Here is a 15,947-nt window from a genome sequence, read left to right on the forward strand (position 1 = left end):
TTTAAAATGTGCCCAAAGTTAAAGGCAAATTTCGCTAAAAACAAAACTTAATTATCTTAAAATCAGGCTTATTGTATAAAAAACACAAAAGCAAACAATTCATTACCAAACACTTATATAGGTAAAAAAAATTAAACTTTTTAGCATATTTTTTTAGCATAATATCTTCCTCTACCGTTCTTATCATTTAGATTTTTCGTAAATTGTTCCAAGCTTTACAAATATTAATAAGATGAAATTACACGCAATAGAAACAGGTTTCTTTAAATTGGATGGCGGGGCGATGTTTGGAGTGGTTCCGAAAAGTATCTGGAACAAAACAAATCCAGCCGATTCCAACAATATGTGCACCTGGGGCAACCGTTTACTCTTGATCGAAGAAGGCAAAAGATTAATGTTAGTAGACACAGGCCTTGGCGACAAACAAACTGAAAAATTTTTCAGTTATTACTATTTACATGGCGATGCTACACTGGACAAATCGCTCAAAAACTTAGGCTTTGAAAGAAGTGACATCACGGACGTCATACTGACCCATTTACATTTTGACCATTGCGGCGGTGCAATAGTTCGTGAAGGCGAAAGACTATCACCTGCGTTTAAAAATGCTGATTTTTGGAGCAATGCTGATCATTGGGCCTGGGCAACAGCTCCAAATCCGAGAGAGAAAGCATCCTTTCTGAAAGAAAACATTTTTCCTATTCAAGAAAGCGGGCAGTTAAAATTTGTTGAAGATTTTGAGAAGCCTTTTGGCAAGGAGATCAGCATTCGGTATGCCAATGGCCATACCGAAGCGATGATGTTGCCACAGATCCAATATAAGGGCAAAACGGTACTCTATATGGCGGATCTATTGCCTTCCATTGGTCATATCCCTCTCCCCTATGTCATGGGCTACGATGTGAGACCATTAGTCACCATGGAAGAACGCAATACATACTGGAATGAAATCGTCGATAATGAATACATTCTTTTCTTTGAACATGACCCGATTAACGAATGCTGTACCTTACAGCATACAGAGAAAGGAATCCGCGTGAGGGATGTGTTTAAATTAAGCGATATTTAAGAATGCATAGATTGGATATGAAATAATCTTTTTCCCGAAGGACATAACATAAAAATGGGGCTGTTATTGACAGCCCCATTTTTATGTTATTATAGATTGAAATCTTTAGAATCTAAAGCCTAGAGCCCAATAGTTTTCAAAAAACCAAATCTGCTGTGTTGCTTTGTCGACACCTCTCCTGCCTGTTGTACGGATATTGTACAGATCAGTCCAACCGGTCTTAAAGTTCCCTTGCAAATAGAGTCCCTTATAGAAACGATAATGTAAACCGACTTTTGCCGAGGCACCATATCCTGCGATATTCCAGAAGTGGTTACCGCCTTCACCAAAAAGGTGCACATCCGAACGCGGGATCAATAAGCCTACATCTACACCCGACTCCATTGTAAGAACTTGTTGACCTTTACGATTGTTAATGATATCATCGTATCGCTCCAACCCTACCGAAGCAAAATTGTAACCGTCTGTATGTTCAAAAGTTAACATCGCAGAATCCACTGTGATCTTTTCGCCATTATATTGTCCCGCTCGATTTCCGGTCGGTATGCCTGGATTAGAAATTTCATCGCCAATATAACCAGTGATCTTAACCTGCTGTGGAATATCCACAACATATTTCATATGATCCCAGCCTAAGGAAATGGAGTAATTATCTTTGATATAATAACCAAAATGCAGATTAAATTGTGGAATGGTCAAACGACTGGGATCAAAATAAGTTGACCCAAATTTGGTTGGGCGATCACCCGCTTTTACATCATGGAGAATGAAGTCATAGTTTGGACCTGTAAAATGTATATCAGATTTTGCATACGAAGAAAAGTTATATCCCCAAAAGAAGAAGAACTTCCCTTTATTACTTTCTGTCCTTAAATTCCTCGGCTTAAAAATGCTTTTTCCTATCTCGGGATTTTCCTGTGCAAATAAACTCGAAACACTTAATGCAAGTGCTCCAATCGTCAAAAATATTTTTCTCATATCGGCGCTAAAAACGTTGGGCAAAAGTACCCCCATTCTATTTTATAACCAAATAAATTAGATGGAAATTAGGAAAATATGACGAAGATCACAGAAATGTTTCTAGGTTAGCGCTTGCATAAAAAAAGCTGCTTTCTAACGAAAGCAGCTTTTAAACTAAATTTATACGGAATCAATTTATTTCGCTTGATTCTTACGAATAATATTCAAAGCACCACCGGCTTTAAACCATTCGATCTGCTGTGCATTGTAGGTATGGTTTGCCAAAATCTCTTCTTGTGTTCCATCTGCATGGTGTAAAACAAGTGTTAATGGTTTTCCGGGAGCAAATTCAGTCAAGCCAAGGATATCAATCGTATCATTTTCTTGAATTTTGTTATAGTCATCCTTATCAGCAAAGGTTAAACCCAACATACCTTGTTTTTTCAGGTTTGTCTCATGGATACGAGCGAAAGATTTAACCAATACCGCACGGACACCTAAATGACGAGGTTCCATGGCAGCATGTTCACGGGAAGACCCTTCACCATAGTTCTCATCTCCTACCACAATTGATCCAATCCCGTGTGCTTTATAGTCACGTTGTGTTGCCGGAACGGGACCATACTCACCTGTCAACTGGTTCTTCACATTATCGGTTTTTTCATTGAAGAAGTTTACCGCACCAATCAGCATATTATTTGAGATATTATCCAAGTGACCACGGTATTTCAACCAAGGGCCAGCCATAGAAATATGATCTGTCGTACATTTACCTTTTGCCTTGATCAATAATTTCAAACCTTTCAAGTCTGTACCTTCCCAAGCAGCAAAGGGCTCCAACAATTGAAGGCGGTCTGATGTTGGCGCAACATCAACGACTACCGTACTACCGTCCGCCGCCGGAGCCTGATAGCCTGGATCATCGACAGCAAATCCCCTTGTTGGTAATTCATCACCCACAGGTGGATCCAATTTCACTTGCTCCCCTTTATTATTTGTTAGGGTATCTGTAACCGGATTAAATCCCAAATCACCGGAAATTGCAATTGCAGCAACCAGTTCTGGCGAGGCAACAAACGCATACGTATTTGGATTACCATCCGCACGTTTTGCAAAGTTACGGTTGAATGAGTGAACAATTGTATTTTTTTCTTGCTTATCCGCACCCACACGATCCCACATACCGATACATGGACCACAAGCATTAGTGAATATTGTTGCGTTAAGATCTTCAAATGTCTTTAACAAACCATCACGATCTGCAGTAAAACGAACCTGCTCAGAACCGGGGTTAATACCGAATTCAGCTTTGGTGATCAATCCTTTATCCACCGCTTGTTTCGCAATGGAAGCCGCACGCGATAAATCCTCGTACGAAGAGTTTGTACAAGATCCGATCAATCCCCACTCCACTTTCAAAGGCCAGCCATTCTTGTCCGCCTCTTCACGCATACGTGAAACTGGCGTATATAAATCTGGTGTGAATGGACCATTCAATGAAGGCTCCAGTTCCGAAAGATTGATTTCGATTAATTGATCAAAATATTGCTCAGGATTAGCATAAACTTCAGCATCAGCTGTCAAGTGTTGTTTAATGGTATTTGCAGCATCCGCAACTTCAGCACGACCTGTCGCACGAAGATACCGCTCCATGGACTCATCGTAACCGAATGTTGAGGTAGTAGCACCAATTTCAGCACCCATATTACAGATTGTTCCCTTACCTGTACAAGATAGGGATTCTGCTCCTTCGCCGAAATACTCCACGATAGCGCCGGTTCCCCCCTTCACAGTCAGGATACCAGCAACCTTTAGGATAACATCTTTTGCTGCTGCCCAACCGCTCAGTTTACCAGTTAACTTAACACCGATTAGTTTCGGAAATTTTAGTTCCCAAGGTAAGCCTGCCATGACATCACAGGCATCAGCGCCACCGACACCGATGGCCACCATACCCAAGCCGCCAGCATTTACTGTATGCGAATCCGTACCGATCATCATACCACCGGGGAATGCATAATTCTCCAACACCACCTGGTGGATAATACCAGCACCGGGTTTCCAGAAACCGATACCATATTTATTTGAAACAGAGCTCAAGAAGTTAAATACTTCTGAACTTTCGTTTTTAGCACGTGCTAAATCTTTATCTGCCCCTTCTTTGGCCTGGATCAAGTGATCACAATGAACCGTAGAAGGAACTGCAACCTTTGGACGTCCGGCCTGCATAAATTGCAATAAAGCCATCTGCGCAGTTGCATCTTGCATCGCGACACGATCAGGAGCAAAATCAACGTAAGAAACGCCGCGTTTGTAATCTTCTGTCGCATTGCCGTCCCAAAGGTGGGCATATAAAATTTTCTCAGATAAAGTCAAAGGTTTGTTTACCACCTGACGAGCCGCAGCAATGCGTTCGTCATAACGGCTATATACCTTTTTAATCATATCTACATCAAAAGCCATATCTCTCTTATTTATGTTATTTAATTAAGTTACTGAAACCCTGATAGCTTTTATTTTGTCGGAATAGGCGCAAATTTAGTCAAGTTAATGCCTTCGACAGCAGCTTTGTATTCTTCAATATTAGGGATACGACCTAAAATCGCTGAAAGTACAACAACAGGTGTAGACGCCAATAAGGATTCACCTTTTTTGCCATCTCTATCCTCAACAACACGGCCTTGGAACAAACGCGTTGACGTCGCCATAACCGTATCACCTTTTGCAGCTTTCTCTTGATTACCCATGCAGAGGTTACAACCGGGACGCTCTAGGTACATGATATTTTCATATTCTGTACGCGCAGTGCTTTTTGGTAATGCATCACTAAATTCAAATCCTGAGTATTTCTGCAAGAATTCCCAGTCGCCTTCTGCTTTCAACTCATCGATAATATTATATGTAGGCGCTGCAACAACTAATGGCGCTTCAAAAGTAACCACACCTTTTTGCTGCTCGATATTTCGCAACATTTTCGAAACGATCTTTAAATCATCCTTATGCACCATACACGAACCAACGAAACCTAAATCTACCTTTTTGTTTCCGCCATAGTAAGAAAGGTCACGAATCGTATCGTGTGTATAACGTTTAGAAACGTCGGCGTTATTTACATCTGGATCTGCAATCATTGGTTCTTCAATTAGATCCAAATCAACCACAACCTCAGCATAGTATTTGGCATTGGTATCTGGCGTCAACGCTGGTTTAGCGCCAGATCTGATTTCCTCAATACGTCTGTTCGCTTTATCGATCAAACCCTGTAAAACATTGTTTTTATTTTCCATACCCTTATCGATCATGATTTGGATACGGTTTTTAGCGATTTCCAACGATTCAATTAACGTATCGTCCTGAGAAATACAGATGGATGCTTTTGCTTTCATCTCCGCTGTCCAGTCCGTGAAAGTAAAGGCTTGATCAGCAAGCAATGTACCGATATGCACCTCGATAATTCTACCTTGAAAAACGTTTTCTCCAGCGAATTGCTGCAACATCTGTGCTTGTGTTGCATGTACAACATCACGGAAATCCATGTGTTCTTTCATGCTACCCTTGAAAGTCACTTTAACAGATTCAGGAATCGGCATAGAAGCCTCACCTGTAGCCAATGCTAATGCAACAGTACCCGAGTCAGCACCAAAAGCAACTCCTTTAGACATCCGTGTATGCGAGTCACCACCAATGATGATGGCCCATTCGTCAATCGTAATATCATTTAACACTTTGTGGATCACATCGGTCATGGAGTGATAAACGCCTTTTGGATCTCGTGCCGTGATCAAACCAAAATCGTTCATAAATTTCATCAATTTTGGAATGTTCGCTTGCGCTTTCTTATCCCATACAGATGCAGTGTGACAACCTGATTGATAAGCACCGTCAACTGTAGGTGCAATTACTGTAGCAGCCATTGCCTCCAACTCCTGTGCAGTCATTAAACCTGTCGTATCTTGAGAACCGACAATGTTCACTTTCACACGTACGTCAGAACCAGCATGCAATACTTTTCCTGGAGTTACCCCAACCGCATTTTTGTTGAAGATTTTTTCTACTGCAGTTAAGCCTTGACCTTCAATGGTAATTTCTTTCGAAGGAGCAAATACTGTCGGTGCTTGAATACCTAACGTTTGTGCAGCAAAAGTTTGGATTTTTTTACCAAACACGATGGCATAAGAACCGCCGGCTTTGATAAATTCCATTTTTTGTGGTGTCAATGCCTTTGAAATATCAATTAGCTCTTGTTCACCATTGTATAATTTCTTTGTTTTTGTATTGATGGTTAACACAGTACCTGTGGCAACCGAATAAACCTCCTCTAAAATAGGCTCATCCTTTTCATTGCGAACTACGTTTCCGTTTTCATCAACTTTCTTCACCCAGTTTTTAAGGTCGATACCAATACCGCCCGTAACGTCTACTGTGGTCAAGAAAATTGGAGAAATACCATTGGTACCACCAACAATCGGCGCGATGTTTACAAAAGGAACATAAGGGCTAGCTTGTTTACCGGTCCATAATGCCACATTGTTCACACCTGACATCCGTGAGGATCCTACACCCATTGTACCTCTTTCAGCGATCAACATGACACTTTTACCGGGATGTTGTGCCTGTAACTCCTGAATTTGTTGTTGTGCTTCTGCTGTGATCATACATTTACCATGTAATTCACGGTCAGAACGGGAGTGTGCTTGATTACCGGGAGACAATAAGTCTGTAGAAATATCACCTTCACCCGCGATAAAAGTAACCACCTGAATTTCTTCTGCTACTTCAGGAAGTTTCGTAAAGAATTCAGCTTTTGCGTAGCTCTCCAAAATATCTTTTGCAACAGCATTCCCTTGTTCAAAGGCCTCTTTCAAACGAGCGGTATCAGCATCATATAAGAAAACCTGTGTTTTAAGAACCTCTGCGGCCTGACTTGCAATCGCGAGATCAGTACCTAGCGCTAGGTCCAATAATACGTTAATAGAAGGTCCACCCTTCATGTGAGACAATAGCTCAAAAGCAAAATCGGGTGTAATTTCAGCAACAACTGATTCCTCTAGAATAATCTCCTTTAAGAACTGTGCTTTAACACCAGCAGCTGGTGTTGTACCCGGCAAGGTATTATAAATAAACAATCTTAAAGATTCCGCTCTATTTTCATTGTTTAAATCTTTAATTTGAGCAATTACCTCACTTAGTAATTCTGCTCCGTCAATAGGCTTAGGATGTAACCCTTGGCCTTCTCGTTCTACAACCTCTTGTACGTAATCGTTGTAAATACTCATAGATATCAATCTTTCTATTTTAAGGGTAGTTCAGAAGATATATTCTCACCTTTCTGCACTACCGTGTCTGTAATATAATTAAGCAAATATGATAATTCCTGTAGACCACTACATTACATTATCAATCAGCCCCTTCAACTCATGTTTTTAAGTGGATTCATTTACCGTAAATCAACTCTTATGACTAAATACAAAAATAGTGAAAATCCAACTTTAAACGCATGCATTCCATTTATTTAAATCAATTTGGAATTGTTCTAAACAGCACTTATGCAATCCGGCCATTTTTTTTTAGAATCTATTTTTCCAGCCTTATCAATCTAAAAAAAGAGGTGATTTATTTTATTAAATCACCTCTAAATACCGCTATATGCTTTCTATATTGATATCTATATCTTTCAATGTTTTGATGGTCTCCAATGGATCCGATGCATTAAATACAAAAGAACCAGCAACGAGTACATCAGAACCCGCTTTCAACAGCTGCGCTGCATTTGCAGTCGTCACTCCGCCATCAATTTCAATAAGCAAACCATCGTTTATTCCGGCAGCCATTGCACGAAGCTCCTGTACTTTCGTATAAGTATTTGAAATGAACTTTTGCCCACCAAATCCAGGGTTGACAGACATCAGACAGACCAGATCCAGGTCCGCCAAAACATCTTTCAAAAGAGCCACCGGCGTATGTGGGTTTAATGCGACCCCTGCTTTGCAGCCCAATTCTTTAATAGCTGCCAATGTACGGTGCAAGTGCGTGCATGCCTCATAATGCACGGTAATTATCTCGGCGCCAGAATCCTTACACACTTGTAAATAACGATCAGGATCAACAATCATCAAATGTACATCCAACGGTTTTGTGGCATGTTTCGCAATAGCTTGCATTACTGGAAATCCAAACGAGATATTCGGCACAAAAACACCGTCCATAATATCGATATGAAACCAATCAGCCTCACTATTGTTTACCATGATAATATCATCGTATAATTTTGCGAAGTCTGCAGCAAGAACGGATGGTGCAATAAGATGTGATTTTGTTGACATGTTGTATTTTTTTTCGCAAAGATAACAAGTATTTTTCGTTCGACACAGCATTGTACACATTTAACGTGAATCAAACTGTAGCCAATAGAATTCACAAAAAATAAATTATAACTACATTTGTATATTAACTTTATATAAAAACATCGTTCACAGTGGGAAGATTAAAAATAAAATACAAAAGAGAACTCAATACAACCGAAAATCTCATCCGGAAAATTGGATTAATATTAATCACCATCGTCCTGATTTGTATTTTTCTTCCCAAACAACCACGATTCCGATATGAGTTCCAAAAAGGAAAAGTCTGGAACCATGAAAATCTGATATCACCTTACAATTTTGCGATCCTAAAGACACAGGAAGAACTCAATGCAGACAAAAAAAGTATTTTAAATACGATCCAGCCGATTTATAATGCCAATTCGACAACAAGCAAAGAGCAGATCGACCAATTCAATACCGATTTGTCCGAAAAATGGCAAAGCAGTAAACTGGATACCACACATGAAAATATCAACGATTATCGCAGTGCCGGGAATGCGATATTAAACCACCTCTATGGGAAAGGTATCCTCTCGCTGAATAATCGGTTTCAAAACCGCAACAATGATAAATCCCCGGCTTCGAAACATTATAATTTTACCTTAATACAAGATAAGGTTGCTTCGCAAAAAAATACGGCAGACTGTTACACGATCGAAAGCTCGTATGAGTATATGGACAATTTAATGCCCAAGCTGACCAAAATCAAACAGAAAGGTTGGCTCGAGGAGACATTAAAAAATTATATCACGATTAATTACATCTATAACGACCAGCAAACCGAAGCACTTGAACAAAATGCGATCACAAATATATCCGCTACGCGAGGTGTTGTTCAGAAAGGTGAACTGATTGCGGAAAAAGAAAAAATTATATCCAATGAGACTTACCAGAAGCTCGAATCGCTACGTAAAGTGTATGAAGATGAAGGCAAAATAAGCGGGAATCAAAACTATGTCACACTAGGGCAATTTCTGATTATATCCCTCGCTCTTTCGATACTCATGGTATTTCTTTTCCTTTTCCGAAAGGACATTTATTTCAACAATAGGTTATTGATGATTATCATGATTGTCATCATCGGGATGCTTGCTGTACTCTCTTGGGCCATCAAGATCAAAATACCAAATTTGTATTATATTCCGTTTTGTGCCGTCCCCATTATTATCCGCATCCTATTTGACACCCGCGTTGCTCTAAACATCCATCTGTTGATGGTGCTCCTGGCGGGACTATTTGTTCCCAACAGTTTTGAGTTTGTCTTTTTACAATTTATGGCAGGCATCGTTGCAATCTACAGTATCAAGACATTGGTAAAACGTGAACAACTATTTGTTTCTTCAGCAATCATCCTAGGGACATACTGGATCGCTTACATCGGACTAGTGGTCACAAGAAATGGCTCTATTGACACCATCTACTGGGCAGACCTCCTTCCATTCCTGGTCAGTGTCATGATCACGTTGCTGGCCTATCCGATGATCTATGCTTTCGAAAAACTCTTTGGAATAGTATCTGACCTGACGCTGATGGAGCTCACAAACAGTAACTCCAAGCTATTGCGAGAACTCTCGTTTAAAGCGCCAGGTACTTTTCAGCACTCCTTACAGGTAGCCAATCTAGCTGAAGCAGCAATTTATAAAATTGGTGGCAACCCGCTGCTGGTCCGCGCCGGAGCACTGTACCATGACATCGGCAAATTGACCAATCCACAATTTTTTATTGAGAACCAAAAAACGGAAAAAAATCCACACGATGAACTTTCTCCGGAACAAAGCGCGCAGATCATTATCTCCCATGTCATCAAGGGTGTAGATATTGCTAAAAAACATCAGCTTCCCGAAGTGATCCTCGATTTTATACGGACACACCATGGTACCACTCGTGTAGACTACTTTTACAATGTGTTTGTTAAAAACAATCCTGACAAACTCGTTGACGAATCTTTATTTACCTACCCCGGTCCTATTCCCTTCTCCAAGGAAACGGCTGTGCTCATGATGGCCGATTCAGTAGAAGCGGCGTCCAGAGCTTTAAAAGAACCGTCAGAAGAGTCCATCAATAATCTTGTGGATAAAATAATCGAACATAAACTAATGCGCGGACAATTCAACAATAGCAATATTACATTGAAAGATATCACCGAATCCGCCGTTATTTTCAAGGCGATGCTTAAAAGCATCTACCATGTTCGGGTGGATTACGATTTAAGCAAAAAAACATTGTAATTTTAATTGCCAAACAACAAATTGAAATTCAAATGCTTATTGTGACGTTACGTTTTTTTTGCATTTTTTTTGATATTTAGGCTTTGCAGATTCAAATAATTGCCTTATGTTTGCAATGTCAAAACACGGAAGGGTGCCTGAGTGGCCGAAAGGAACAGTTTGCTAAACTGTCGTACTGGAAACGGTACCGCGGGTTCGAATCCCGCCTCTTCCGCAGACAAAAGCGCTTTCAGAGGAATCAGAAAGCGCTTTTTTTGTTTCTGGCGCGAAGGCAGCACCAAAAACAGCACCAAGTTTAAAATCCGGAAGAAAGCGGTTCATGAGGACAAGAATGTTCAAGAACGCGCGGATCGTCAGGGCGGCGAACGGGGACTGGAGAGTTGTCTATGAATACCAGCTCCCCGGCCAGACGGGAAAATTCAGAAAATTCTATGTCAGGGACGGAATCAACTATATCCATGACCCCGAGGAAAAGGAACTGGCCGCGCAGCAGCTCAGGGAAGACATAGATTACGCGCTGGCATTCGGATTCAACCCTTTCCTGCCCCAGGAGATCCTTTGCCAGCAGATCACCGAACAGGAAAGCATATTAAGCCTCCAGAACGAACAAAAGAAGCAAAAACCATGGTCCGTTCCCCTAGCCGCTGAAAAATTCCTGGAATACGGCAGAAAATGCGGTCTGAGCGAAAACACCACCCGGACTTATGTTTCATTCCTGAACAACCTGAAAAAATATGTGGAATCCATGGATGATCCCCATATCCCCTGCTCGGCACTTACCGATGGACATATCCAGGATTTTCTGGACTATTATTTTTTCGAAGAGGAATGGACTCCCAGGACTTATAACAATCACGCGAAATTCATGAGCCAGTTCTTCACCAGAGTTTCCAAACTTGAAAAAAAACAGAACCGGTCCATAAAATATGAAATCGACCTGTCCGACCTGATCATCAAGAAAGACAGGGCAGAAAAAAATAAATATTATTCGCCTGTCGTGGCCGAAAAAGTGAAATCAGAGCTCAAAAATGATCCAGAGATTTATAATTACTCCAAATGGATCTTCTATTCATGCATGCGCCCCAAGGAAATCCGTCATCTTAGGGTGCAGGACATTGATCTCTTCTCGCGTCAGATCAAGGTTCCCGGGCCCAATGGAAAAACCGGAGACCGACTTGTCCCTATCTGTGATGAGCTACATGAACTGATCCTTGAAATGGGAATTGACAAAGCCAATCTTAACCACTACATCTTTGGAAAAGGCAAAACGATTTCTCCGCATCAGGTTTATGAAGATTATTTCAGAAGAAGATACCAAAAGATCAAAGAAAATCTCGAATTGGACTACAATTATACTTTATACTCATGGAAACATACACGCGTTGTTTCATTGATCACGGCAGGATTTGATGACAACCAGGTAATGACACTTACCGGTCACAGAGACAGGGCCGCATTTGAAGCGTATAAAAGGGACCTGATCATAGACAACACAGTCATGAAGAAAAAAACAATTAATTTTTAGACTCTTATTGTTTTTATTTCATCCATTCTATAAAGTCTATATGAATGGAAGCGAGGTTGCTAGTACAACCGGAACAGAAACACTGAAAAAGGAATTTAGCATACATGCAGCTGAGGTTAAAACCTATTTCACCTTAAATGGACAGCATACCGTAAAAATAGATGGAAATAATGCTACAGGAATTTCTTTTTCACTGCTTAAAATGATCAGGGAAAAGGAAGGGAAAGATATTATTACGGATTACAGCGTAAAGTATGAAGACGTATATATCTTCCAAAACGGTAAATGGCTAATAAAAGAACGTATCGGACATTTTCTGATTATTGAAACAAGAACACTGAACAATTGATAGTTAAAATCAAGTATCTAAAATGAAAACACATAAAATCATAGCTACTTCGCTGACTGTACTCGTAGGAATAGTGGTTATTGCAAATGGTCTAATGAAAGCCATTTATTTACCCTGGTCAGTCGCTGGTCTGGTTAAATTCAACCTTCCAAATTCTGCTACAGTACTTGGGTTAATGGAAATGTCATTTACTATTCTTTTCTAATTCCAAAAACAATGCGTATCGGCTTTATCTTGTTGAACTGCTATTTTGCCGGAGCAATGGCAACAGAATTATCCCATGATGGTTCAATGCTTAATCCAGGAATTCCTTTGGCCTTGATATGGGTAACAGCATTTTTAAAAGACCGATCCATATTTTTGAGACCTTTGAATAATTAAAATCTGTATTGGGAGATAAAGTATATATCATACTATATAACCTTAACAACAGGACCTTATATCATATAATGTCCTGTTTTTGTATTAAACAAAATTAAATTCAGCTAATCTATTTGCGATAAAAAAGCCTATCTTTATCTACCTACTAGTAGATAGATTATGACAACAAAAGAGAAAATAGTCAATACAGCTGCAAAGATGTTATCTAACAATGGTTTTAATGCTTTCAGTTTCCATGACATTGCAAACGAAATCGGAATTAAAACATCTTCAATACATTATTATTTCCCGACCAAATCAGACCTTATAATCGAAATAATACATTATTCTCAAAATATACAAGCTGCTTTATTTGAAACAATATCAGAAAATAAACCACAGGAAAAACTTTCTCTACTGATCGACTTTTATGTGGGTTTAGCAGACAAAGGACAGATGTGTCCCATTGTTTCTATTTCCTCGGATATGAACGATATAGATCCTAATATCAAATTGGAAGTAGGGAAATTTTATGATTTTCTAGCTGATTGGCTTACTTCCATCATTGAAGAAGGAATAACTAAAAATCAATTTGTAACAGCACAAACCCCGCAAGATAAATCGATGGAAATCTTGAATATCTTGGCCATGTTTCCTATTTTATCCCGTCTGGGTAAGGAACGCGAAAATCTCGCTAACCTTAAGCAATCTGTTATGGCTAATCTAATAAATAAAGATATCTTAGATAATAAAATCTCCTTGCAAACCCAAGAGTTCGAACAACAACAGCAAACCATAGCGCATCAAGCAGCTGTAATCGCAGCCCAGAAAAAAGTAATCAATTTATATGAGGCAAACGAGACTTTAGAAAAGTGGGAACAACAGAAATAATACTATGTCATTTAGACCAAATCCATAAAAAATAGTAGTATTTTCCAAAGAAAACACTATTAAGAAAACTTCTATAATTTAGCTTGCAGTCTTAAATAATTGACTAATGAGAGTTGAAATAAACACATAAATTATAATGCAAAGAACGATTAGGCATGTATTTAAAACAAAGGATGTTATTTCTGATATAACAGGAAATATACCCAATTCATTTAATATAAAAATATCCTATGCAAAAGCCGAAAAAAAGGTTTTCCAGGAGGGTACTATGTACAGCCAGTATTTTAGCCATTACCTTTATTTAATAGAACTGACAACCATAGAGCTGCATAAGGATTTATTAACAACTTATATCAATGAGAAAAAGAGACTTTTTCTATTCATGATGTTGCAGGGAAATATATCTTTTTATACCAACGAGGGAATTCCCATTACAGAAATTTCAGAAAATACATGTTATGCAACATACAAACGTAAAGGCAAATACCTTTTCAAGCTTTTAAAAGGTAAACATCAATTTTTCTGCATTATACCAAGAACGGGTTGGCTTCATAGGAATAGCGAAAATTATCCAAGTTTAGAACTATTTCTTAAATCGATGAAAAATGATCAAAAGTTATTCGGGCAGCTTTCCTTGTGTTCAATTGACAAAAAATTAAATGATCTTTTGTTTCACTTATTTAGCTTAAATCAAGATAATCCTATTGAGCTTGAAACCCTCCTATTGATAAATGTAAAAGCAATAATTAGCCAATATCAGCTTTTATTAGACAAAAAACATTCAAGTCGGGCCTATATTATAAAAGATTATATTGATATTAACTTCGCTGACATCAATATAAATAACAAAATACTAGCAGAGCTTTTTTTTACGACCGAAAAAACACTGATTCAAACTTTCAAAAAGGAATTCGGGACCACACCACACAGTTATTTAATTAAAAAGAGATTAGAACGAGCAAAGGACTTAATCACATTGGAACAAATGACTCCAACACAAGTGTATAACCTTGTAGGATACTTAGATTTTCAAAGTTTTAGTAAACAATTTAAAAAATATTTCGGTTTACCACCATCGAAATTTATGTAATTAAATTTTGTCAATTTTTCCCTTAAAAGACAAAACACACCCAAAACCACTAAAATATAATATAAAACTGCAATATTTTGTATGTTTTTTCCTATCTAGTAAAACCAATTTAAGCCGACTTTTAAAGTGTAAAGAGAGACTTTAAAACAGTCAAGGATTAGTCTGCATACCAAGGTACGGGCCATTTCTGGATGGTTAAGTTTCGACAAGATAGTTAAAAGCTGTCTGTTTCCGCTGGTATGCTAAACTGGGTCGAGATCGGATGTCGAAACATGAATGAAAATATATTAATAATTGGAAATAAGTTTTGGCTAAAGATGGTTAACCACTCCATTTCTAAAATATTGGCTTTTAAAATTGAGTAGAAATGAAAAGCATAATAAAATGTAACAACGGTTTAATTCCCAAATTCAGTAAGGATTTTAGCACTCTCACCCACCAAATTGAGAGACAAAATATTCATGGGAATATATCTTATCGCAAATCCCTCTCAACGAGTTTTCTTTTCGATCACGATGATCAAAAAGAAAGGTATGACCGAAAATTTCACATCTTCCGACGATTCCTGGTTATTTGATTTCTAGGAAACCGATTGACCAATTTTAAAATTGCTTATTATAAATTTAAAATCCGCCGGAAGCGGAAATATTACACATTAAAAAATCTTATTATGAAAACCTTAAAATCTAAAATCTTCACAGGAGTAACAGTATTCATTTTATTGTTCGGAGTTTTCTTTATGGTAAAAGCGAAAGAGAAAACTAATTCTCCCAGCGCTCCTACATTAGTAAAAGCTAGTACATGGCATTTTACAGGAACGGATCAAAGTCAGATATATAACGCAAGTTATTGGCAAAGCGGAGTTTCATCAAACCCAGATTGCTCAGACGATGCCGAAACTCTACCTTGTACTTTTACGGTAACGGATGCTACGATATCTAATACAACTCAATTGGTAAGCTATTTAAATACCAAGTATCCGAGCAACCCGAATGCCGTAGCTTCAAACGCAGATTCGCGTAAACCAGAGATGTAAAAATCTTATTTTAAAGCTCCCTACGACTACTTATTTAAACATTAAGGCATCGGATTAACTCCGATGCCTTTTTT

The 15,947-nt window shown here is 38.7% G+C and carries 11 protein-coding genes and 1 tRNA gene; 8 read left to right on the forward strand and 4 right to left on the reverse strand.

Annotated features, from left to right (window positions below; translation table 11 throughout):
* Positions 1 to 232 precede the first annotated feature (232 nt).
* Entirely contained in the window at positions 233 to 1,069 is an 837-nt protein-coding gene (locus HMAT_RS07710; RefSeq protein WP_104382164.1) for an MBL fold metallo-hydrolase, read from the forward strand.
* A gap of 105 nt (positions 1,070 to 1,174) precedes the next feature.
* On the opposite strand, the gene HMAT_RS07715 is transcribed toward HMAT_RS07710, so the two are convergent.
* The 4 genes from HMAT_RS07715 to rpe all read right to left on the reverse strand — a co-directional run bounded on the left by HMAT_RS07715 (position 1,175) and on the right by rpe (position 8,352).
* Positions 1,175 to 2,047 carry a hypothetical protein gene (locus HMAT_RS07715; RefSeq protein ID WP_104383344.1) on the reverse strand — a complete coding sequence of 291 codons (873 nt, stop codon included), beginning with the start codon at positions 2,045 to 2,047 and terminating at the stop codon, positions 1,175 to 1,177.
* Positions 2,048 to 2,224: 177 nt separating this feature from the next.
* A complete protein-coding gene (locus HMAT_RS07720) occupies positions 2,225 to 4,492 on the reverse strand; it encodes an aconitate hydratase (protein ID WP_104382165.1) in 2,268 nt (755 codons plus the stop codon).
* A 50-nt stretch (positions 4,493 to 4,542) separates the two neighbouring features.
* Positions 4,543 to 7,305 (reverse strand): bifunctional aconitate hydratase 2/2-methylisocitrate dehydratase, encoded by a 2,763-nt coding sequence (locus tag HMAT_RS07725; protein WP_104382166.1) that lies wholly within the window; start codon positions 7,303 to 7,305, stop codon positions 4,543 to 4,545.
* Positions 7,306 to 7,671: 366 nt separating this feature from the next.
* Entirely contained in the window at positions 7,672 to 8,352 is a 681-nt protein-coding gene (rpe, locus tag HMAT_RS07730; protein ID WP_104382167.1) for a ribulose-phosphate 3-epimerase, read from the reverse strand.
* Positions 8,353 to 8,504: 152 nt separating this feature from the next.
* On the opposite strand from rpe, the gene HMAT_RS07735 reads away from it, so the two are divergent.
* The 7 genes from HMAT_RS07735 to HMAT_RS07770 all read left to right on the forward strand — a co-directional run bounded on the left by HMAT_RS07735 (position 8,505) and on the right by HMAT_RS07770 (position 15,873).
* Positions 8,505 to 10,622 carry an HD family phosphohydrolase gene (locus HMAT_RS07735; protein WP_104382168.1) on the forward strand — a complete coding sequence of 706 codons (2,118 nt, stop codon included), beginning with the start codon at positions 8,505 to 8,507 and terminating at the stop codon, positions 10,620 to 10,622.
* A gap of 127 nt (positions 10,623 to 10,749) precedes the next feature.
* Positions 10,750 to 10,836 (forward strand) — tRNA-Ser (locus HMAT_RS07740).
* Positions 10,837 to 10,941: 105 nt separating this feature from the next.
* Positions 10,942 to 12,147 carry a tyrosine-type recombinase/integrase gene (locus HMAT_RS07745; RefSeq protein ID WP_104382169.1) on the forward strand — a complete coding sequence of 402 codons (1,206 nt, stop codon included), beginning with the start codon at positions 10,942 to 10,944 and terminating at the stop codon, positions 12,145 to 12,147.
* 40 nt (positions 12,148 to 12,187) lie between these two features.
* Positions 12,188 to 12,496 (forward strand): nuclear transport factor 2 family protein, encoded by a 309-nt coding sequence (locus HMAT_RS07750; protein ID WP_104382170.1) that lies wholly within the window; start codon positions 12,188 to 12,190, stop codon positions 12,494 to 12,496.
* A gap of 540 nt (positions 12,497 to 13,036) precedes the next feature.
* Entirely contained in the window at positions 13,037 to 13,747 is a 711-nt protein-coding gene (locus HMAT_RS07760; RefSeq protein WP_104382172.1) for a TetR/AcrR family transcriptional regulator, read from the forward strand.
* A 136-nt stretch (positions 13,748 to 13,883) separates the two neighbouring features.
* Complete coding sequence (locus tag HMAT_RS07765; RefSeq protein WP_104382173.1) at positions 13,884 to 14,837, forward strand: AraC family transcriptional regulator; 954 nt, start codon at positions 13,884 to 13,886, stop codon at positions 14,835 to 14,837.
* Between the two features lie 670 nt (positions 14,838 to 15,507).
* A complete protein-coding gene (locus HMAT_RS07770; RefSeq protein ID WP_158655662.1) occupies positions 15,508 to 15,873 on the forward strand; it encodes a hypothetical protein in 366 nt (121 codons plus the stop codon).
* Positions 15,874 to 15,947 lie beyond the last annotated feature (74 nt).

The sequence above is a fragment of the Sphingobacterium sp. HMA12 genome (assembly GCF_002933815.1).
Taxonomy (GTDB): domain Bacteria; phylum Bacteroidota; class Bacteroidia; order Sphingobacteriales; family Sphingobacteriaceae; genus Sphingobacterium.